The following is an 18,747-nucleotide window of genomic DNA, read 5'->3' on the forward strand; positions in this document are numbered from 1 at the left end:
CTAGGCCATGGACCAGCTAGCCGCCCTGCTCGACGGTCCGCGGGCGAGGGGCGCCTTCATGCTCCGCTGTCTGCTCGATCCGCCCTGGTCGCTGCGCATCCAGGACGAGGCCCCGCTCACGGTGGTGGTGATGGTGCGCGGTGAGGCGTGGGTGGTGCCCGATGAGGGGGACGTCGTCCGGCTGTGTCCTGGAGAGGTGGCGATCATTCGCGGGCCCAAGCCGTACACGGTGGCCGACAGCCCGTCCACGCCGCCGCAGATCGTCATTCATCCCGGCCAGCACTGCACGACGGTCGATGGAGTGTCGCTCGCCCAGGCCATGGACCTGGGCGTACGCACCTGGGGCAACGCCGCGGACGGCGAAACCGTGATGATCACCTGCGCCTACCTCATGGAGGGGGAGGTGAGCAGGCGGCTGCTGGAGGCACTGCCCACGCTGCTGGTCCAGCGGGGTGACCCGCTCGTCCCGCTGCTGGGCGCCGAGATCGTCAAGGAGCAGCCGGGGCAGGAAGCGGTCCTCGACCGGCTGCTCGACCTGCTGCTCATCTCCGTGCTGCGGTCATGGTTCGCCACCCACGAGGCGCCGGCCTGGTATCGGGCGCAGAGCGATCCGGTGGTGGGCCGGGCCATGCGGATGCTGCACAACAACCCGGCCCACCCGTGGACGGTCGCCGCGCTGGCCGCGCAGGTGGGCGTCTCGCGGGCTTCGCTGGCCAGGCGCTTCACCGAGCTGGTCGGCGAGCCGCCCATGGCGTTCCTGACCGGCTGGCGGCTGGCGCTGGCCGCCGACCTGCTGCGCGAGCCCGACGCGACGGTCGGCTCGGTGGCCAGACAGGTCGGCTACGGCAGCCCGTTCGCGCTCAGCGCGGCCTTCAAGCGGGTACGCGGCGTCAGCCCGCAGGAGCATCGGGGGGCGGTCCGGTGAGACCGCAGCCCGCAGGAACACCGGGCGGTCCGATGAGACCGCTGCTGCTGATCGACGTCGACGGCGTGCTCAACCCGTTCAGCCGGCCCACGCCCGACTTCCGCCGCTACCACTGCACGGTCGGCGATCAGGTCTACACGGTGCAGCTCAACGCCAGGCACGGCACCAGGCTGCTGGAGCTGGCCCTGGTGACCGGGGCCGAGCTGGTCTGGGCGACGACCTGGGAGCAGCACGCCAACGAGTGGATCGGGCCCCGGCTCGGCCTGCCCGAGCTGCCCGTCATCCCTATGGGACCGGACCAAGGCGGTTTGTACGGGGAAATGTTTAAGACCCCGCACGTAGCCGCTTATGTCGGCCGCAGGCCGTTCGTATGGTTCGACGACCAGGTATGGCTGGAGGACGAGGAATACCTCAGGGGCGCTCAGGGTCTCGATGATTTCCTGCTCATTCATGTTGATCCGAGACAGGGCCTGACCAGCCAACACCTCGCCCAGGCGCATGAGTGGCTGACCCTCTCAGGGTTTTCTCAGGGTGCCTAGTGGGATATCTCCAGCCTGGACATCCGTTTTCCAGATAGGTGCAACCACACGGAGGAAACAATGTACCGCTCACGAGAGCACAGAATCCTGGCCGGCGTCTGCGGCGGTCTCGCCGACAAGATGGGCCTGCCCCCCACCCTCGTCCGGATCCTCTGGCTGCTGCTGTCGCTCATCCCCGGGCCGCTCTGGGTGGTCTACGTGGCCATGTGGATCCTCGTCCCCGAGGAGCCGAAGCGCTACTAGTCGACATACCCGGGACATACCACCCCCCGTTAGGGTCGCGCTCCATTGCGTACGCGACGGAAGGTGGCAAAAGTGATATCCCGGAACTACCGGCTGGGTGCTGCCTGTGTGGCACTGGTTGCCGGCTGCGCCGCGCTGTCGGCCACGAGACCGGCCACGGCGGCGGGTACCGCGACTGCCACGAGCGCTGCGGCGGGCACTCTTAGGTTCACCTACGAGAAGGGCGAGATCTCCTCGGGTACCGCACTCGAGGTCAATGAATGCTGCACGCACTCGCTCGGGATGAGTTCCCTCGGGCGGACCGGTGAGCACGCGGTCATGAGCCAGCTGAAATACGGCGATCCGGAGGTCGAGGGCGGAGTCAGGGCGGAATCGCACACGCTCCACAACAAGGCCAGCCACTTCAGGTCGGGCATCACGGCCTACTACGGTTTCAGCATCTACATCCCGAGTACGTGGGAGAAGGATTCCAGGGAGGAGATCGTCTTCCAGTGGAAGCCGTGGCGCGACAAGTGCGAGGCGCAGAAGTGGCCGAGCGCGTTCATCACCGTGCAGCCCACCGGTAAGTTTCAACTGCGCGTCAACTCCGACGGCAACCGCTGCTCGACGTCCGAGTCCCTCCAGAAGGCCAGCTACGACCTGGCCGACGCGCAGCCGGGGCGGTGGCACGACTTCGTGTTCCACATCAAGTGGAGCCACGGCAGCGACGGCGCCCTCACCGGCTGGCATCAGACTGACAAGACGCCCGGCTGGAAGAAGGTCGTGAGTGCCACCGGGGCCAACACCTTCAACGACGACGCCGAGACCAAGGGCTATCTGAAGTGGGGGCTCTACAAGCCCGCTTGGAACACCGCACCGACCCTCGTCGAGAACCGGGTGATCTTCCACGACAATGTCGCCGTGGGCACATCGTTCAACGCGGTCAACCCCGCGAAGGACTAGGGAGTGTTGCAAAGCGGCCGTCGGTAGCGAGCAGCGGTCCAGGGTGGTGCATCGCGAGGCGGAGGAGGGAGTCAGCCGGGGGTTGGCTGGCGGCCGAAGATGACTCGCGGGGCAGGGCGACCCCGCGAGGTGCCGCGCTGGGCGTCATGCAGCAGGACATGGCTTTAGAAACACCGCCTGGGGCGTCCTATGCTGGAACGCATGAGGGCTAGGCCGCTGACACTCGTCCAGGATGAGCTCGTCGATTACGACAAGGCGATGGAGCGCATGACCGACCTCGTCGGTGAGCGCCAACGAGACGAGCGGCCGGACACGCTCTGGCTGCTGAGCCACCCGTCGGTCTACACGGTCGGGCGCCGCACGCCGGTGACCCACCTGCCGGACCCGTCGCGCGGCATCCCCGTGGTCGAGACCGGCCGCGGGGGCCAGCTCACCTACCACGGTCCCGGCCAGCTCGTCGGCTACCTCATCGTCAAGTTGGGCGAGGAGGAGGGCATCGTCGACTACGTACGGGAAGTGGAGCTCCGGCTGGTCGAGGCCCTGGGCGCGCTGGGGCTGCCCGCGGAGCGCCGCGACACCCCGCCCGGCTCCGAGCTGCTGACCGGCGTCTGGACGTCCGAGACGGGGCGCAAGGTCGCGTCCATCGGGATGCGGCAGAGCCGTGGCGTCACCAGCCACGGCTTCGCGCTCAACGTCGACGGCGACCTGGAGCCGTGGCACTGGGCCGTCGCCTGCGGCATGCCCGACGTGGACATGACCTCGCTCAAGAGAGAGCTGGAGGCCACGTCCATGGACACCGTCCGGGCGGCCGTGGCCACCGCCTTTGAAGCGTCGTAAGCGTCTTAAGGCATGGGCAGTTCGTCGATGGTCCGGCGGGGCCCGGTGAACCAGTGCTTGGCCGACAGCTTCCACCACAGGGCGATGCCGAGGAGCACAACCCCGACCAGGACCGGGGCGTAGTTCACGTCCGTCCAGGTGAAGTTCTCGTTGCCGGGGATCGCCGAGGGCTTGATCGGCATGATGAAGTAGATCGAGATGATCACGATCTCAATGCAGGCGATCCAGCACATGGCCCGATATTTCCGGCCAAGGGTCCACGGGCCGGGCCGGAAGTTGTCGCCCATGCGTAGCCGCAGCCAGATCGGGATGAGGAACGCCAGGTACAGCCCGATGACCGCGATCGACACGACGGCGAGGAAGGCCACCGGAGTGGTCGAGCCGGGCGGCGCCCAGAGCGCGGGCAGCGTGATCAGCGCGGCCACCACGCAGCCCGCGAGGATGGCGTTGACCGGCGTCCGGTTGCGGTCGACCTTCGACCACAGCCGCCAGCCCGGCACGGCGCCGTCTCGCGAGAACGCGTAGGTCATCCGCGACATCGAGGTCACGCAGCTCATCCCGCAGAAGAACTGGCCGATCGTGGAGATCGCGAAGACCGCGGTGGCCAGCGGCGAGGAGAGCGCGGTCTCGAAGATGGCGCCCACGAAGCCGCCCTGCTTGTTGATCTCGTCCACGTTCGTCGCGGCGAACAGGAAGGCCAGCAGCAGGATCCAGCCGCCGATCGCCGAGTAGAAGATCGACTGCCAGAGTCCGCGGGCGGCCGCCGTGGAGGCGCCCTGGGTCTCCTCCGACACGTGCGCGCAGGCGTCGAAGCCGGTGATCGTGTACTGGGTGAGCAGGAAGCCCAGCGGCAGCACGTAGAACCAGAACGGAATGCCGCCGTCGCCGTCGCCGAAGCCGGAGTTGTTGATGGTGTCGGTGAAGACGAAGCCGACCGTCTGGTGGTGGCTCGGAGCGAAGATCAGGATCGCCACCACGATCGCGGCACCCGCCACGTGCCACCAGACCGAGACGTTCTGCAGCATGGAGATGAGCCGGTGGCTGTAGATGTTGATCAGCGCGTGGAGCACCAGAATGATCACGAACAGCAGGAAGGCGTTCCCGAGCGAGGCCTCCCAGCCGCCGCCGGTGAGCCGGTTGATGGTGATGTTCAGGAACGTCGCGCAGCCGTAGTCGACCGACGCGGTGACCGCGATGAGGCCGATCAGGTTGAGCCAGCCGGTGAACCAGCCGTGGATCGGCTTGCCCATGGTGGCGGCCCACCAGTAGATGCCGCCCGCCGTCGGGTACGCGGAGACCAGCTCCGACATGCAGAGACCGATGATCAGGATGAAGACGGAGATCAGCGGCCAGCCCCAGGAGATGGCGATGGGGCCACCGTTGTTCCAGGCCTGGCCGAAGGTGGTGAAGCAGCCGGCGAGGATCGAGATGATGGAGAAGGAGATGGCGAAGTTGGAGAAACCGCTCCAGGTCCTTGACAGCTCCTGCTTGTAACCGAGCTCGGCGAGGCGCCTGGAATCCTCTTCTGTGGTCATTGAGGTCTCCTTGGGGGGATGCGCGGCGGAGGACTCTCTAGGATTTGGTCTATCTCTAGACCATTTCCATGTCACAGGCAAGGCGTTACAGCGGAGTTTCGAGCTGGTAAGGACCGTTCTTTACCTAAATGTGGACCTCGTCGCTAAATGCGCAGTACAAGCCACGGCGGCGCCCACGGCGTACCAGAACAGGTCGGGCGGGTTGAACGTGCTGCCCAGCAGCGGCCGCAGCAGCGGCGGGATCTCCCAGAGCTGGGCGAACTCGATCGCCCAGCTCAGCGCGGCCGACCCCAGCGCGGCCCACACCGGCCGGACGCGCGGCAGGACCAGCACGACGAGCAGGTAGATCAGGACCGTGTAGAGCGCGTCGCCCGCGTACTTGGCGAACGGTCCGTCCCACAGCAGCCGCACCCCCAGCCCGGCCACAACGGTGACGACAGCGGCGGCGAGCACGAGCCAGCGAGACATTTGGCTCACGTTAGTAGCATCGGCCTACATGAGCGCGACGATGGTGGTCAAGGACCTTGCGGCGGGGCACGGCGAGCGGATCCTGTTCTCGAACCTGGATCTGGTGGTGGCCCCCGGCGACGTCATCGGGCTCGTCGGGGCCAACGGCGCCGGGAAGTCCACGCTGCTGCGCCTGCTGGCCGGGATCGACCGGCCCGAGCAGGGCTCCATACGCCTCAGTCCGGCCACGGCCACGGTCGGCCACCTGCCGCAGGAGCCGGAGCGCCGCCCCGGTGAGACGGTCGGGCGGTTCCTGGCCAGGCGTACCGGCGTGGAGCAGGCGCAGCGGGAGCTCGACGACGCCACCCAGGGCCTGGTCGAGGCGCGGCCGGGCGCCGACGACGCCTACAGCGTCGCGCTGGAGCGCTGGCTCGCGCTCGGCGGCGCCGACCTGGAGGAGCGGGCGGCCGAGATCGGGCTGCCGGTGGGCATGGACCAGCCCATGACCTCGCTGTCGGGCGGCCAGGCGGCCCGCGCGGGACTGGCCTCGCTGCTGCTCAGCCGCTATGACCTGTTCCTGCTCGACGAGCCGACCAACGACCTCGACCTTGACGGGCTCGACCGGCTTGAGGGCTTCGTCCAGGGCCTGCGGGCCGGCACGGTGGTGGTCAGCCACGACCGGGAGTTCCTGGCCAGGACCGTCACCAAGGTGCTGGAACTTGACCTGGCCCAGCAGCAGATCCGCCTGTACGGCGGCGGCTACCAGGCCTACCTGGACGAGCGCGAGGTGGCCAGGAGGCACGCCCGCGAGCGGTACGAGGAGTACGCAGACACCCGCGCCCAGCTGGAATCCCGCGCCAGGACACAGCGGGCCTGGATGGAGAAGGGCGTCAGGAACGCCCGGCGCAAGGCGACCGACAACGACAAGATCGGCCGCAACACGCGCATCGAGACGACCGAGAAGCAGGCCGCCAAGGCCCGCCAGTCGGAGAAGCTCATCGAGCGCCTCGAGGTGGTCGAGGAGCCGCGCAAGGAGTGGGAGCTGCGGATGGAGATCGCCGCCGCGCCGCGTTCCGGCGCGGTGGTGGCCACGCTGCGCGGCGCGGTGGTCCGACGGGGCGCGTTCACGCTCGGCCCGGTCGACCTGGAGATCGGCTGGGCCGAGCGGGTGGCGATCACCGGGTCCAACGGCTCGGGCAAGACGACGCTGCTGGCCGCGCTGCTCGGCCGCACCCCGCTCGACGAGGGGCACGCCACACTCGGGCCCGGCGTGGTGGTCGGCGAGGTGGATCAGGTCAGAGGGCTGTTCGAGGGCGGGGAGCCGCTGCTCGACGCGTTCGGCGCGCAGACGCCGGAGCTGCCGCCCGCCGAGGTGCGGACGCTGCTGGCGAAGTTCGGGCTGCGGGCCGCGCACGTGCTGCGGCCCGCCGACACGCTGTCGCCCGGCGAGCGCACCCGCGCGGCTTTGGCGTTGCTGCAGGCTAGAGGCGTTAATCTACTCGTGCTGGACGAGCCGACGAACCACCTCGACCTCCCCGCGATCGAGCAGTTGGAGTCGGCCCTGTCGAGCTACCCAGGCACGCTGCTGCTCGTCACCCACGATCGGCGGATGCTCGACGCCGTGCACGTCGATCGTCGCCTGAGACTGAGCGACGGGACAGTTCTTGAGTCGGTCTGAAAATTTACACCGCTCAAGGAAACGAAGGTGAAACAATTTTCCGGCACTCGTTGACACGCAGTGTTCGTATGGTGTGCCTTTCTCTACACAGGACACCCCCGCCTGAAGGTGAGGCACAATGAGGAAATGGTTCGCACGCCTGGCTCTGCTGGGCGTAGCGGTATTAGTCGCAGGTCAGGGCCAGGCGGCCCAAGCCGCGGAACCGGCAGCGGGGAAGAAGATCGTCCGCATCGGCGCCACGCAGTCGATGGACTCGATGAACCCCTTCCTGGCGGTCAGGCTGGTCTCGTCGGCGATCCAGCGCGAGATGTACAGCTTCCTGACCACGCCCGACCCCAAGACGCTGCAGCCCAGCCCGGACCTGGCCGAGTCGTGGACGACCTCGCCCGACGGGCTCACGTGGACGTTCAAGATCCGCAGCACCAAGTGGTCCGACGGTACGCCGGTCACCGCCGAGGACGCGGCCTGGACCTTCAACAAGGTCATGACGGACGACGCGGCCAAGACCGCCAACGGCCCGGCCGTCGAGAACTTCGAGAGCGTCACCGCCAACGGCCAGGACCTGGTCATCAAGACCAAGGCGCCGCAGGCGTCCATGCTGGAGAACCCGATCCCGATCGTGCCCAAGCACGTCTGGGAGAAGGTCACCGACATGGCCAAGTACGAGGCCGACGTCTACCCGGCCGTGGGCAGCGGGCCGTACATCGCGGTCGAGCAGAAGAAGGACCAGTTCGTCAAGCTCAAGGCCAACCCCGACTACTGGCGGGGCAAGCCCAAGGTCGACGAACTGCAGTTCATCTTCTATGACAACCCGCAGGCCGCCATCGCCGGTCTGAAGAAGGGTGACATCGACCTGATCGGCCGCATGACGCCGCCGGACTTCGAGTCGATCAAGGGCGACCCCAACATCGAGCAGTGGAACACCCAGGGCCGCCGCGCGGCGTACCTGGAGGTCAACCCCGGCGCCACCACCACGGACAACAAGCCTGTCGGCGACGGTCACCCCGCGCTGAAGGACCCGAAGGTGCGCACCGCGCTGCACTACGCGATCGACAAGCAGAAGCTGGCCGACGAGGTGCAGAGCGGACTGGCCAAGCCCGCCGACGGCTCGATCATCCCGCCGATGTACAAGGAGTTCTTCTGGGAGGCCACGGGCGACCAGAAGGTCACCTATGACGTCGCCAAGGCCAACAAGATCCTCGACGACGCCGGTTACAAGAAGGGCGCCGACGGCGTCCGTACGATGCCAGACGGCAAGAGGAAGCTGGAGTTCCGCTTCAGCATCCACACCGACACCCCGATCGAGGACAAGCTCGCCGAATACCTGACGGGCTTCTTCAAGGAGATCGGCGTCACGCTGACCACGGTGAAGCTCGACTCCAGCAAGTTCAGCGAGCAGACGGGCGTCACGGGCCTGTACGACATCGCGATCAGCGGCTGGTCGGTCAACCCCGACCCCGAGGAGGTCCTGGCCACGCACCTGTGCAGCCGCCGGCCCACCCCGTCGGGCGAGGGTGGCGGCACCGAGTCGTTCTACTGCGACCCCACCTTCGAGAAGCTCTACCAGGAGCAGCTCAAGGAGCTCGACCGGGCCAAGCGCGTCGAGATCATCAAGAAGATGCAGGAGCGCCTCTACACCGACGCTCCGGTGATCGCGATCTACTACCCGAACGACCTTGAGGGTTACCGCAAGGACCGCATCACCAGCATCACCCCGGTCCCCGAGGACAAGGGTCTGTTCTACGGCGGCAGCAGCGGCTACCCGTTCTACGCCATGGACGTCAAGGCCACCGGCGGCACCAGCGCGGCCGGCAGCGATGGCGGCTCCAACACCGGCCTCATCGCCGGTGTGGTCGGCGGAGTGGTGGTCATCGGACTGGTGGCCTTCCTCTTGACCCGGCGTCGCAAGAGCGTCGCCGACGAGCGCGAATGACCACACCGCTCGAAGCAGCGGAGCCCGCCGTCCAGGCGGCGGGCTCCGGTGATGACCGCCCCGCCTACCGCGGCACGCTGAAGTACGCGCTGTCGAAGGTCGGCGGGGCGTTGTTCAGCATCGCGATGGTGATCGTCGGCACGTTCTTCGTGTTCCGGCTGCTGCCCGGCGACCCGGTGCGCAACCTGGCGCAGGGCCGCAACATGACCCCGACGCAGCTCGCCCTGGAGCGGCACCGGCTCGGCCTGGACAAGTCGCTGATCGACCAGTTCTTCGACTTCGTCGGCAAGACGCTCCACCTCGACCTGGGCACCTCCTACGAGTACAACCGGCCGGTCCTCAGCCTCATCGGCGAGCGGTTCCCCGCGACGCTGCTGCTCGCGGGCGGGGGCCTGGTCATCGCGGTCGGCCTCGGGATCTGGCAGGGCCAGCGGGCCGGATGGCAGCGCGGCAGCCGCTTCGACCAGGTCTCCACGGGCATCTCGCTGGTGCTGTGGTCCATGCCGACGTTCTGGCTGGGGCTGCTCCTGCTCATGGTGTTCGGCGTCGGGATCGGCCCGATCCCCGGCCTGTTCCCCACCCGGGGCATCGAGAGCGTGGACGCGCCCGACGGTTTCGCCTACGTGCTCGACGTCGGCATGCACATGGTGCTGCCGTGCCTGACTCTCGTGGCCGTGGTCTACGCCCAATACCTGCTGGTCATGCGCTCGTCGCTGCTGGAGGAGGTCAGCCAGGACTACGTGAACGTGGCCCGCGCCAAGGGCCTGCGCGACGACCAGGTGCGCCGCCGCCACGCGGTCCCCAACGCGCTGCTGCCGACGGTGACGCTGGTCTTCATGCGCATCGGCTTCGTGGTCGGCGGCGCGGTCACCGTCGAGACGATCTACAGCTGGCCGGGGCTCGGGCAGCTGTTCTACGAGGCGGTCAGGGTGCCCGACTTCACACTCATGCAGGGCACGTTCATGCTGATCACGGTGGCCGTGATCCTCATGAACACGCTGGCCGACGTGGTCTATCACATCATCGACCCGAGGGTGAGGTCGGCATGACCGCCGTGGCCACGTCTCGCAGGCGTCTGGCGCTCGGCCGCTTCTGGCGGAGTTTCCGTCAGGAGCGGGCCGGGATGGCCGGGCTGGTGGTGCTCGTCGCCGCGGTTCTCCTGGCGCTGGTCGCGCCCCTGTTCATCAGCGACGGCGTGACCAGCGTGGTGTCCGGCACGGGCGCCAAGTGGGCGGCGCCCAGCCTCGCGGAGCCCTTCGGCACCGACGAGTCCGGCCGGTCCGTCCTGCTGATGGTCTGGTGGGGCTCGCGTACCTCGCTGCTCATCGGCTTCCTCGCCGCCCTGCTGAGCATCGTGATCGGCATGGTCATCGGCATCGCCGCCGGGCACTTCCGCGGCTGGATCGGGGCCGTGCTCATGCGGGTCACCGACTGGTTCCTGGTGCTGCCCTCGCTGATCACGGCGCTGGTGCTGGCGGCCATCCTGGGCGGCAGCACGGCCACGATCATCGTGGCCATCGGCATCACCACCTGGCCGTCCACCGCCCGGCTGATCAGGTCTCAGACGCTGTCCGTCGAGGCCAGGCCGTACATCGAGCGGTCCAAGGCGCTCGGCGGCGGGCACTGGCACATCACCACGCGGCACGTGCTGCCGAACGTGGCGCCGCTGCTGCTGGCCAGCACCACGCTGGAGGTCGCCAGCGCGATCGTCACCGAATCCACGCTGGCCTTCCTCGGCGTCAGCTCGAACAAGACCTCCTGGGGCACGATGCTGCGCGCGTCCTACGACTTCGGCGCCGCCACCCAGGGCGCGTGGTGGTACATCCTCATTCCCGGCCTCTGCATCCTGGCCGTCGTCATGGCGTTCACGCTGGTGGGACGCGCGCTGGAAGCCGTGCTCAACCCGCGACTCAGGAAGGCGGGCGCATGACTCTCCTCGAACTCGACGACCTCTCGGTGACCTACCGGATCGCCTCCGGCGAGGTGCCCGCCGTACGGGGAGTGTCGCTGAAACTGGAGTCGGGCGCGGCGCTCGGGGTAGCCGGTGAGTCGGGATCCGGCAAGTCGACACTGGCCATGGCGCTGCTGCGGCTCCTGCCCCGCGACGCCCGCGTCGGCGGCCGGATCCTGCTCGACGGCGAGGACATCCTGGCCATGAAGTGGGGCCGCATGCGCGCGGTCCGCTGGGCCGAGGCGTCGATCGTCTTCCAGGGCGCCCAGCACGGTCTCAACCCGGTCCGCAAGATCGGCGACCAGATCGCCGAGCCGCTGCTGGTGCACAACCTGGCCAAGCCCGACCAGGCCGGCAAACGGGTCGCCGAGCTGCTCGAACAGGTCGGCCTGCCCGCCTGGCGGGCCCGCAGCTACCCGCACGAGCTGTCCGGCGGCCAGCGGCAGCGCGTGATGATCGCGATGGCCCTGGCCTGCTCGCCCCGGCTGATCATCGCCGACGAGCCGACGACCGCGCTCGACGTGATGGTCCAGGCCCAGGTCCTGACGCTGATCAAGGAGCTGATCGCCGAGAAGAACATCTCGCTGATCATGATCTCGCACGACCTGTCGGTGCTCGCCGACGTCTGCGGGCAGCTCGCGGTCATGTACGCGGGCCGCGTCGTGGAGCACGGCCCGTCGCGCGAGGTGTTCCACGAGGCCAAGCATCCCTACACGCGGGCACTGGCGGCGGCGTTCCCCACGGTCGGCGACCCGGTGTCGCGGCTGGCGCCCAAGGGCCTCGGCGGCGATCCGCCGGACCCGATGGACCTGCCCACCGGCTGCGCCTTCCATCCGCGCTGCCCGGTGGCGCTGGAGGAGTGCGCGACCCTCGATGTCGAGCTCTGGCCCGCGGGCGACAGCCGTAGCGCTGCCTGCGTGCACGTACGGGCGAAGGAGGAGGCCTCATGACCGAGACGGAGACGTCCTCGGAGACCGTCGCCACGGGGCACACCACCCTGCTGGAGGCCCGTGACCTGCATGTGGAGTTCCCCTCCCGCGGGCGGCGGGCCCGCGCGGTCGACGGGGTGAACCTGGCGATCGGCGCCGGTGAGATCGTGGCCCTCGTCGGTGAGTCCGGCTGCGGCAAGACCACGCTGGCGCGCACGCTGATGGGCCTGGAACGGCCTACTTCGGGGTCGGTCGTCTATGACGGTAAGGAGCTGGACTACCACTCCAAGGCGCTCAAGGCGTACCGGAAGGCCGTGCAGCTGGTCCTCCAGGACCCGATGGGCTCGCTGAACCCGCGGCACACCGTGTACGAGGCGGTCGCCGAAGGGCCGCGCATCCACGGCCTGTCCGGCGAGCGGGAGATCGTGGCCGAGGCGCTGTCCAGGGCCGGGTTGCGGCCTCCTGAGCGGTTCTTCCTGCGCTACCCGCACGAGCTGTCGGGCGGTCAGCGTCAGCGCGTGGTCATCGCCGGCGCGCTGGCCCTCAACCCGAAGGTGCTGGTCGCCGACGAGCCGGTGGCCTCGCTGGACGCCTCGGTGCGGGGTGAGATCCTCGCGCTGCTGCTCCGGCTCCGCGCGGACCTGGGCCTGTCGGCGTTGGTCGTCACCCACGACCTCGGGCTGGCCTGGAACATCGCCGATCGGGTCGCGGTCATGTACCTCGGCCGGATCGTCGAGGCGGGGCCGGTCGAGCAAGTGCTGACCGCACCCCGCCATCCGTACACCCAGGCCCTGATGTCGGTGCTGCCGGAGTCGCCCGAGCGGATCGTGCTGACCGGTGAGCCGCCGGACCCGACGCGGATCCCGGGTGGCTGCCGCTTCCACGCCCGCTGCCAGGTGCTCGCCTCCGGCAAGGCGGCTGAGGCGGGCGTGGACGCCAAGTGCAGGTCGCAGCAGCTCGACATCCTGCCCGCCACCCCGGCGGCGCGGGCGGCCTGCCATTACGCGGAGCTCAGCGCTTGAACGCCGTGGCGTGCTCGGCGGCCCACTCGGCGAAGGAACGCGGTGCCCGGCCGGTGACCTGCTCGACGGTCGGGACCACCGTGTAGCCGATCTCGGGGGTGTTGCCGAGCGCGCCGATGAGGAACTCGATCGTCTCCGCGCCCATGCCGTCGGCGCTCCACTTCGCGCGGGCCTCGGCCTCGGAGAGCTCGACGAAGCGGATCTCCTGGCCGACGGCTTCGCTGAGGATGCGCACCTTCTCCGTGGTGGTGACGGCCTGCGGCCCGGTCAGCGTGTACGTCTTCCCCGCGTGGCCATCGCTCGTCAGCACGGTGGCCGCCACCGCGGCGATGTCACGCTCATGCACCATGGCGCTGAGCCGGCTGCCGAACGGCTCCCTGATGGCGCCCTCGGCCTTGATCGTCTGGGCCCACCACTGGAGCGTGTTGGACATGAACTCGACCGGCGTCAGCAGCGTCCACTCCAGCTCACTGGCGGCCAGGGCCTGCTCCAGCGGGCCGTCGGCGCGCCCGCCCAGGACGGTGACCTTGCGCACGCCCGACTTGACGGCCAGCTCCACGATCTGCTCGCCGGTCTTCAGCGGCGCGTAGTCGTCGCCGGCGAAGTTGATGAGGTGAACGGCCTGGACGCCCTCGAAGGCGGTCGTGAGGCTGCCCGGCTCGGCCAGGTCCCCGGCGACGACCTCCACACCCTCGGGCAGGCCGGCCTTGGCCGGGTCGCGGGTCAGGGCCCGCACCTGGTGCCCGTTCCGGGCGAGCTCGTCGACGATGAGGCGGCCGACGGTTCCGGTGGCACCGGTGACGAGGATCGTCATGACAGGCTCCTTCTGGCATTTATGCGGAACGGAACGTTCGATTCCTTAGTCTACCAGAACGGAACGCTTTATTCCACGTAAGTCTTCAGCGTGATGGCCGTCGCGGCGCGGGCCATGGGTCCGGTGACGCGGTCGATCATCCGGTCGCGGCCGGGCAGGTGGGGGAGCAGCCTGAGCATCCTGGTCTGGAACCAGATGACCGCGCGTGAGGGCAGCACCATGCCCTTGACGTTGGCCGGGCCCAGCTTCTGGTTGGCGTCCACGAAGGCGCGCATCTCCCGCTCGTAGCCGTCCACGCCGCCGCCGGCGGCCAGCTCACCGGCCAGCACGTACGCCCCCACCAGTGCGAGGCTGGTGCCCTGGCCCGACGCCGGCGAGGCGCAGTAGGCGGCGTCGCCGACCAGCACGACCCGGCCCTTGGACCAGCGGTCCATGTGGATCTGGCTGACGGAGTCGAAGTAGAAGTCCGTCGACCCGCGCACGGCCTCCAGCAGCGCCGGCACCTCCCACTCGACCCCGGCCATGGCCTGGACCAGCAACTCCTTCTGCTGCTCCGGGTCGCGGCGGTCGTAGGCGAGCGGCTGCGACGACCACATGAACAGCGCCTTGGCGTGGCTGTCCTGCTTGGTGCTGTAGACGTTCGCGGTCCGGCCGGGGGCGGCGTGGACCGCCTCCTCACGGTCGAGGCCCAGGCGGTTGGGGACCGTACAGATCGAGATGTAGTAGCCGAGATCGCGCACGAACGCCGACTCCGCGCCGAAGACCAGTCCGCGCGTGTTGGAATGCATCCCGTCGGCCCCGACGACCAGGTCGAACCGCCGCGGCGCCGACCGCTCGAACGTCACCGTCCCGTCCTCGGCGATGCCGGTGATCGAGTCGTCGAAGATGTACTCCACGTCGTCGCGGGTCAGGTCGTAGAGGAGTTCGTTGAGGTCGCCGCGCATGATCTCGGCGTCGGCGCCCTCGCGCCCGCCGAACAGGTCGGCGTCCATCTCCGCGATTCGCCGGCCCTTGCCGTCGTAGTGCGTCGCGATCCGCATGTCGGTGCTCCTGGCGCGGACCGCGTCGAGCAGGCCCATCCGCTCGACCACGTCGAGCGCCACCCCGCGGATGTCGACCTTGTAGCCGCCCTCGCGGATCGAGGGCGCCCGCTCCACCACGGTGGGGGTGAAGCCGTGCCGCCGCAGCCAGTAAGCCGTCGCGGTGCCGGCGATGCTCGCGCCGGAGATCAGGATGTTCGTCATGCCCTGAAAGGTACAGTCGTCTCAGACGCTTGTCTAGTACGGATTTCTGAGACGTTTGTGTTAGACTCTGGGCATGGGAAATCGTGAAGACCTGCTGGCCGGGGCCAAGCGCTGCCTGATCGAGAAGGGCTACTCGCGCACGACGGCGCGCGACATCGCCACGGCCTCCGGAGTGAGCCTGGCGGGCATCGGCTATCACTTCAGGTCGAAGGACGCGCTGATGAACGAGGTGCTGTTCGAGGTGATGCGGGAGTGGGGCGACGACCTGGCGGCGACGCTGGCCGCCGACGTCAAGCACGCCGACGTCAAGGCCGACACGGAGCCGCTCGAACGCTTCGAGGCGGCATGGGACCGGGTGATCGAGTCATTCGACCGGCTGCGGCCGCTCTGGGTCACCCAGTTCGAGCTGCTGGGCCAGATCGACCACCTGCCCGACATCCGGGAGCAGCTCGTGGCCGGCATTCAGGAGGGGCGCCAGGGGCTCGCGGAGTTGTTCGAGGGCATCGACCCGGCGGCGGAGCCGGAGCGGGCGCGGCTGGTCGGCACGTTCTACCAGGCCATGCTGACGGGGTTCCTGTCGCAGTGGCTCATCGATCCCGACAGCGCGCTGTCGGGCCGCGAGGTGGTCGCGGCCCTGCGCATGGTCCAGAGGTAGCTTCTCGTGTGGCTTAGAAGGCGCTGATCGTGGCGGGCGCCCGCTCGGCCCTGCTCAGCGTGCGGATCACCGCCGTCGCGCCATGACGGTGTACGGCCAGCCGCGCCAGCAGCTCGACGACCGGCTCGACGACCGAGGACGGCAGCTCCGGAGTCTCCACACCCACGCTGGCGGCCAGGTCGTCGGAGTGCACGACCAGCTCCATCAGGCGGGTGAGCAGGAGGTCGTCGAACCGGAGCGACCAGCCCGACCACGGCAGATAGACCACCTTGTCGCTGGGCTGCGCGGGCAGGGCGACCCGCTGCCGGTCGAACAGCTCGCCCGCCTTGGCGGCCAGCGCCACCGGGCCGTCGGCGGCGGCCACCTCACCGGCCCGCCGGATGCCCACGTTGCTCTCGTGGTCGAGGCCCGCCTGCACCCACGGCGACCTGGTGAAGTGCTCGATCAGCGGGATCGGCTCACCGGGCGGCCCGCCGTCCTCGAGCAGGTTGTCGACCCGGACGATCTGGTGGGCCAGGTGCGCGGCGAGGCCGGCCACGCTGAACTCGGTCAACGCGCTCGGCTTCTCCCACGCGGCGGCCACGGCCGGCTCACGCAGCAGTGCCACCGCGGACGACGCGGCGACCAGATAGGACTCCCTGATCTCCCCCATGTCCCGCCTTTCCCCGTTTTCTGGTGGTGACCCGGCAAAGACTATCCGGGGTACTGTCCTGACCGTCAGCCGAGGGCGCGCCTGATCGCCGACCTGATGAAGACCCTGGCCAGGGTCGCGCGCCTGAACCGGCTCAGGAACGGCCGCGGCAGGCCGTACCTGCGGGCTCGGATGTCCGCCACCACGTTCATCGGCGCACCGAGCTCGGCCAGCACGTCCAGGGCCTCCCGCTTGGTGATCAGCCGCCCGTCCCGCAACGTGACCGTCGCCCTCGCCACGGTGATCATCCCGAGATCCACCCAGATGTCCCGCAGCCACAGCTTGCGCGTGCGCGTCTTGACCAGCCAGAAGTCCCGGAGATCCGCCCGGATGAACTCGCTCAGCTCCTCGTCCGACACCGGCGGCAGCAGGCCCGCGGGCGGCGCGCCGTACAGCTCGAGAGCGCCCGAGTGCAGCTCACGACGGGTCACCGGGGTGACCGGCCGCTCGTACAGCTCCTGGTGCGCCCAGGTCACATGGTCGGTCGCGAAGTCGCCCAGCCGGTGTTCGGGCATGTAGGAGCAGTGCAGATGCTCGGCGAGCGGCAGCACGATCTCCTCGTGCAGCTTGGCCAGCCCCTGCCGCTGCTCCTCGGTGAGGTCGGTCTCGACCACCGCGATGAGATCGAGATCGCTCTTGCCCGGCTGGTAGTCACCCGCCGCGAGCGACCCGTGCGCCCACAGGGCGACCAGGGGTACGGCCGGCCTGATGTCGTGCAGGAAACGGGTTAGCAGAAGATCGGTTGGCCCATGCATGATGGCCACTATGGTCGACACGAGACGCGACGGAAAAGTGGCCCTGGTCACCGGCGTGGGCCGCACTGTCGGCATCGGCGCCGGCATCGCCCGCCAGCTGGCGGCCGCGGGCTGGGACATCGCCTATACGTACTGGACCCCGTACGACGAGCGCATGTCCTGGGGCGCCGAGCCGGGGGCGGCCGACGTGATCGGGGAAAGCCTCGCCGGGCGCGGCGCGGCGATCGAGGCCGACCTGACGGACGCCGACGCCCCCGCACGGATCTTCGACGAGGCCGAACGCCGGCTGGGCAACGTCACCGCCCTGGTGATGTGCCACTGCGAATCGGTCGCCTCCGGCCTGCTCGACACCACCCTCGCGAGCTTCGACCGCCACTTCGCCGTCAACGCGCGGGCCACCTGGCTGCTGGTCCGCGAGTACGGCCGCCGCTTCTCGGGCGCCCACGGGACCGGCCGGATCATCGGCCTCACCAGCGACCACACGGTCGGCAACCTGCCCTACGGCGCGAGCAAGGGCGCCCTGGACCGCATCGTCCTGGCCGCCGCCCGCGAGCTGGCCCACCTCGGGGTCAGCGCCAACGTCATCAACCCCGGCCCGGTGGACACCGGCTGGATGTCGGACGAGATCCGGGAGCGGCACCTCCGCCAGACCCCACTCAACCGCCTCGGCACGCCCAAGGAGACCGCCGACTTGGTCGACTTCCTGTGCTCCCCACAGGGCCAGTGGATCAACGGCCAACTGCTGATGAGCAACGGCGGCTTCGCCTAGCGCGGCGTCCACGACGGACCGTCTTCCTCAGAGCGCGTGGCCCCCCGCCACCTGGAGGACCTGACCGGTGATCCACCGAGCCTGGTGCGAGGCGAGGAACACGACGGCGTCGGCGATGTCGGCGGGCTCTCCCACCCGCCCCAGCGGCACGATCTCGCCGACCCGCGCGCACATCTCGGCGTCCATCCAGCCGGTCTGCACCGGGCCGGGAGCCACCGCGTTGACCCGGATGCCGGTCGCGCCGAGGTCGAGCGCGGCCGCCCGCGTAAGGGCCTCCAGCGCCGCCTTGGACGTCCCGTACCCGATCTGACCGGGGAAGGCGCGGGCGGCGTCCGTGGAGACGTTCACCACGCACGGCTCGCGGCCGTCCCGCTGCCGGCTCGCCAGTTCGGAGACGAGCAGCGCGGGGGCGATCGCGTTGACCTCGTAGTGGCGGCGCAGGCCGTCGGCGGTCAGGGCGCCGAAGGTGTCCGGGGTCTCGCAGTGCGCGGCGTTGTTCACCAGCACGTCGACCGGCCCCAGCAGCCGCTCGACCGCATCGAACAGCTGCCGCGCCGCCTCCGGCTCACGTAGGTCGGCGGGTACGGCCACCGCGTCGCGGAGCCCGGCGGCCAGCGTCTCGGCGACGTCCCCGGCGGGGGTGACGTGCTCCCAGGTGATGCCAGGGGGAGCGGTCCTCTCGCTGAAGTAGTGCACCGCCACCCGCGCCCCCTCAGCCGAGAAGGCCCGCGCGACCGCCGCCCCGATCCCGCCACTGGCACCGGTGACGAGAACGGTCCGACCGGCGAGTTTCGTATCGATCATCCGAGGAGCATGTCGTGCTCGATCCACGATTGCG

At 69.1% G+C, this 18,747-nt stretch carries 20 protein-coding genes; 13 read left to right on the forward strand and 7 right to left on the reverse strand.

Annotated features, from left to right (window positions below):
- Positions 1-7 precede the first annotated feature (7 nt).
- The 5 genes from AB0J16_RS49415 (at position 8) to lipB (ending at position 3,486) form a co-directional block, all read left to right on the forward strand.
- On the forward strand, positions 8-925 hold the full coding sequence (locus AB0J16_RS49415; RefSeq protein ID WP_358553231.1) for an AraC family transcriptional regulator: 918 nt from the start codon (positions 8-10) through the stop codon (positions 923-925).
- A 32-nt stretch (positions 926-957) separates the two neighbouring features.
- Complete coding sequence (locus tag AB0J16_RS49420; RefSeq protein WP_358553233.1) at positions 958-1,464, forward strand: HAD domain-containing protein; 507 nt, start codon at positions 958-960, stop codon at positions 1,462-1,464.
- A 60-nt stretch (positions 1,465-1,524) separates the two neighbouring features.
- Positions 1,525-1,707, forward strand: a complete 183-nt coding sequence (locus AB0J16_RS49425) for a PspC domain-containing protein (RefSeq protein ID WP_219529398.1) — start codon at positions 1,525-1,527, stop codon at positions 1,705-1,707.
- A gap of 282 nt (positions 1,708-1,989) precedes the next feature.
- Complete coding sequence (locus tag AB0J16_RS49430; protein ID WP_358553323.1) at positions 1,990-2,649, forward strand: polysaccharide lyase; 660 nt, start codon at positions 1,990-1,992, stop codon at positions 2,647-2,649.
- A 201-nt stretch (positions 2,650-2,850) separates the two neighbouring features.
- Positions 2,851-3,486, forward strand: a complete 636-nt coding sequence (gene lipB, locus AB0J16_RS49435; RefSeq protein WP_358553236.1) for a lipoyl(octanoyl) transferase LipB — start codon at positions 2,851-2,853, stop codon at positions 3,484-3,486.
- A gap of 5 nt (positions 3,487-3,491) precedes the next feature.
- Here the strand turns inward: lipB and AB0J16_RS49440 are convergent, their stop codons facing one another.
- Entirely contained in the window at positions 3,492-5,021 is a 1,530-nt protein-coding gene (locus tag AB0J16_RS49440; protein ID WP_358553238.1) for an amino acid permease, read from the reverse strand.
- Positions 5,022-5,141: 120 nt separating this feature from the next.
- Positions 5,142-5,489, reverse strand: coding sequence for a DUF2809 domain-containing protein (locus AB0J16_RS49445; protein WP_358553240.1), 348 nt, complete (start codon positions 5,487-5,489; stop codon positions 5,142-5,144).
- A gap of 28 nt (positions 5,490-5,517) precedes the next feature.
- On the opposite strand from AB0J16_RS49445, the gene AB0J16_RS49450 reads away from it, so the two are divergent.
- The 6 genes from AB0J16_RS49450 to AB0J16_RS49475 all read left to right on the forward strand — a co-directional run bounded on the left by AB0J16_RS49450 (position 5,518) and on the right by AB0J16_RS49475 (position 12,981).
- Positions 5,518-7,146 (forward strand): ABC-F family ATP-binding cassette domain-containing protein, encoded by a 1,629-nt coding sequence (locus AB0J16_RS49450; protein WP_358553242.1) that lies wholly within the window; start codon positions 5,518-5,520, stop codon positions 7,144-7,146.
- A gap of 118 nt (positions 7,147-7,264) precedes the next feature.
- Positions 7,265-9,079: an ABC transporter substrate-binding protein gene (locus AB0J16_RS49455; protein ID WP_358553244.1), complete on the forward strand. Its 1,815-nt coding sequence runs from the start codon at positions 7,265-7,267 to the stop codon at positions 9,077-9,079.
- Positions 9,076-10,128, forward strand: a complete 1,053-nt coding sequence (locus AB0J16_RS49460) for an ABC transporter permease (protein WP_358553246.1) — start codon at positions 9,076-9,078, stop codon at positions 10,126-10,128. The genes AB0J16_RS49455 and AB0J16_RS49460 overlap by 4 nt, the downstream gene beginning before the upstream one ends.
- Positions 10,125-11,009 carry an ABC transporter permease gene (locus AB0J16_RS49465; protein WP_357959081.1) on the forward strand — a complete coding sequence of 295 codons (885 nt, stop codon included), beginning with the start codon at positions 10,125-10,127 and terminating at the stop codon, positions 11,007-11,009. Before AB0J16_RS49460 ends, AB0J16_RS49465 begins: the two co-directional genes overlap by 4 nt.
- Complete coding sequence (locus AB0J16_RS49470; RefSeq protein ID WP_358553248.1) at positions 11,006-11,980, forward strand: ABC transporter ATP-binding protein; 975 nt, start codon at positions 11,006-11,008, stop codon at positions 11,978-11,980. The genes AB0J16_RS49465 and AB0J16_RS49470 overlap by 4 nt, the downstream gene beginning before the upstream one ends.
- Positions 11,977-12,981, forward strand: coding sequence for an ABC transporter ATP-binding protein (locus tag AB0J16_RS49475; RefSeq protein ID WP_358553251.1), 1,005 nt, complete (start codon positions 11,977-11,979; stop codon positions 12,979-12,981). The genes AB0J16_RS49470 and AB0J16_RS49475 overlap by 4 nt, the downstream gene beginning before the upstream one ends.
- On the opposite strand, the gene AB0J16_RS49480 is transcribed toward AB0J16_RS49475, so the two are convergent.
- Both AB0J16_RS49480 and AB0J16_RS49485 read right to left on the reverse strand, forming a co-directional pair.
- The gene (locus AB0J16_RS49480) at positions 12,971-13,795 is read right to left on the reverse strand and encodes an NmrA family NAD(P)-binding protein (protein WP_358553253.1); all 825 of its coding nucleotides are present in this window, start codon (positions 13,793-13,795) and stop codon (positions 12,971-12,973) included. The two genes, AB0J16_RS49475 and AB0J16_RS49480, sit on opposite strands and share 11 nt — an antisense overlap.
- Before the next feature lie 68 nt (positions 13,796-13,863).
- The gene (locus AB0J16_RS49485; RefSeq protein ID WP_358553255.1) at positions 13,864-15,039 is read right to left on the reverse strand and encodes an FAD-dependent monooxygenase; all 1,176 of its coding nucleotides are present in this window, start codon (positions 15,037-15,039) and stop codon (positions 13,864-13,866) included.
- Between the two features lie 73 nt (positions 15,040-15,112).
- On the opposite strand from AB0J16_RS49485, the gene AB0J16_RS49490 reads away from it, so the two are divergent.
- Positions 15,113-15,694, forward strand: coding sequence for a helix-turn-helix domain-containing protein (locus AB0J16_RS49490; protein ID WP_358553257.1), 582 nt, complete (start codon positions 15,113-15,115; stop codon positions 15,692-15,694).
- 13 nt (positions 15,695-15,707) lie between these two features.
- Here AB0J16_RS49490 and AB0J16_RS49495 read toward each other — a convergent pair whose 3' ends face one another.
- Positions 15,708-16,346: a maleylpyruvate isomerase N-terminal domain-containing protein gene (locus AB0J16_RS49495; protein WP_358553259.1), complete on the reverse strand. Its 639-nt coding sequence runs from the start codon at positions 16,344-16,346 to the stop codon at positions 15,708-15,710.
- A 65-nt stretch (positions 16,347-16,411) separates the two neighbouring features.
- Positions 16,412-17,140 (reverse strand): nucleotidyltransferase domain-containing protein, encoded by a 729-nt coding sequence (locus tag AB0J16_RS49500; protein ID WP_358553261.1) that lies wholly within the window; start codon positions 17,138-17,140, stop codon positions 16,412-16,414.
- Between the two features lie 10 nt (positions 17,141-17,150).
- On the opposite strand from AB0J16_RS49500, the gene AB0J16_RS49505 reads away from it, so the two are divergent.
- Complete coding sequence (locus tag AB0J16_RS49505; protein WP_358553263.1) at positions 17,151-17,909, forward strand: SDR family oxidoreductase; 759 nt, start codon at positions 17,151-17,153, stop codon at positions 17,907-17,909.
- A 27-nt stretch (positions 17,910-17,936) separates the two neighbouring features.
- On the opposite strand, the gene AB0J16_RS49510 is transcribed toward AB0J16_RS49505, so the two are convergent.
- A complete protein-coding gene (locus tag AB0J16_RS49510) occupies positions 17,937-18,713 on the reverse strand; it encodes an SDR family oxidoreductase (RefSeq protein WP_358553266.1) in 777 nt (258 codons plus the stop codon).
- Positions 18,714-18,747: the final 34 nt, after the last annotated feature.

The organism is Nonomuraea sp. NPDC049750 (genome assembly GCF_040659625.1).
In the GTDB taxonomy this organism is placed as follows: domain Bacteria; phylum Actinomycetota; class Actinomycetes; order Streptosporangiales; family Streptosporangiaceae; genus Nonomuraea.

What these genes read in the sequence shown, in the direction of transcription:
- AB0J16_RS49415 (WP_358553231.1), top strand. Translation starts at nt 8, where the DNA reads ATGGACCAGCTAGCCGCCCTGCTCGACGGTCCGCGGGCGAGGGGCGCC.
- AB0J16_RS49420 (WP_358553233.1), top strand. Translation starts at nt 958, where the DNA reads ATGAGACCGCTGCTGCTGATCGACGTCGACGGCGTGCTCAACCCGTTC.
- AB0J16_RS49425 (WP_219529398.1), top strand. Translation starts at nt 1,525, where the DNA reads ATGTACCGCTCACGAGAGCACAGAATCCTGGCCGGCGTCTGCGGCGGT.
- AB0J16_RS49430 (WP_358553323.1), top strand. Translation starts at nt 1,990, where the DNA reads ATGAGTTCCCTCGGGCGGACCGGTGAGCACGCGGTCATGAGCCAGCTG.
- lipB (WP_358553236.1), top strand. Translation starts at nt 2,851, where the DNA reads ATGAGGGCTAGGCCGCTGACACTCGTCCAGGATGAGCTCGTCGATTAC.
- AB0J16_RS49440 (WP_358553238.1), bottom strand. Translation starts at nt 5,021, where the DNA reads ATGACCACAGAAGAGGATTCCAGGCGCCTCGCCGAGCTCGGTTACAAG.
- AB0J16_RS49445 (WP_358553240.1), bottom strand. Translation starts at nt 5,489, where the DNA reads ATGTCTCGCTGGCTCGTGCTCGCCGCCGCTGTCGTCACCGTTGTGGCC.
- AB0J16_RS49450 (WP_358553242.1), top strand. Translation starts at nt 5,518, where the DNA reads ATGAGCGCGACGATGGTGGTCAAGGACCTTGCGGCGGGGCACGGCGAG.
- AB0J16_RS49455 (WP_358553244.1), top strand. Translation starts at nt 7,265, where the DNA reads ATGAGGAAATGGTTCGCACGCCTGGCTCTGCTGGGCGTAGCGGTATTA.
- AB0J16_RS49460 (WP_358553246.1), top strand. Translation starts at nt 9,076, where the DNA reads ATGACCACACCGCTCGAAGCAGCGGAGCCCGCCGTCCAGGCGGCGGGC.
- AB0J16_RS49465 (WP_357959081.1), top strand. Translation starts at nt 10,125, where the DNA reads ATGACCGCCGTGGCCACGTCTCGCAGGCGTCTGGCGCTCGGCCGCTTC.
- AB0J16_RS49470 (WP_358553248.1), top strand. Translation starts at nt 11,006, where the DNA reads ATGACTCTCCTCGAACTCGACGACCTCTCGGTGACCTACCGGATCGCC.
- AB0J16_RS49475 (WP_358553251.1), top strand. Translation starts at nt 11,977, where the DNA reads ATGACCGAGACGGAGACGTCCTCGGAGACCGTCGCCACGGGGCACACC.
- AB0J16_RS49480 (WP_358553253.1), bottom strand. Translation starts at nt 13,795, where the DNA reads ATGACGATCCTCGTCACCGGTGCCACCGGAACCGTCGGCCGCCTCATC.
- AB0J16_RS49485 (WP_358553255.1), bottom strand. Translation starts at nt 15,039, where the DNA reads ATGACGAACATCCTGATCTCCGGCGCGAGCATCGCCGGCACCGCGACG.
- AB0J16_RS49490 (WP_358553257.1), top strand. Translation starts at nt 15,113, where the DNA reads ATGGGAAATCGTGAAGACCTGCTGGCCGGGGCCAAGCGCTGCCTGATC.
- AB0J16_RS49495 (WP_358553259.1), bottom strand. Translation starts at nt 16,346, where the DNA reads ATGGGGGAGATCAGGGAGTCCTATCTGGTCGCCGCGTCGTCCGCGGTG.
- AB0J16_RS49500 (WP_358553261.1), bottom strand. Translation starts at nt 17,140, where the DNA reads ATGCATGGGCCAACCGATCTTCTGCTAACCCGTTTCCTGCACGACATC.
- AB0J16_RS49505 (WP_358553263.1), top strand. Translation starts at nt 17,151, where the DNA reads ATGGTCGACACGAGACGCGACGGAAAAGTGGCCCTGGTCACCGGCGTG.
- AB0J16_RS49510 (WP_358553266.1), bottom strand. Translation starts at nt 18,713, where the DNA reads ATGATCGATACGAAACTCGCCGGTCGGACCGTTCTCGTCACCGGTGCC.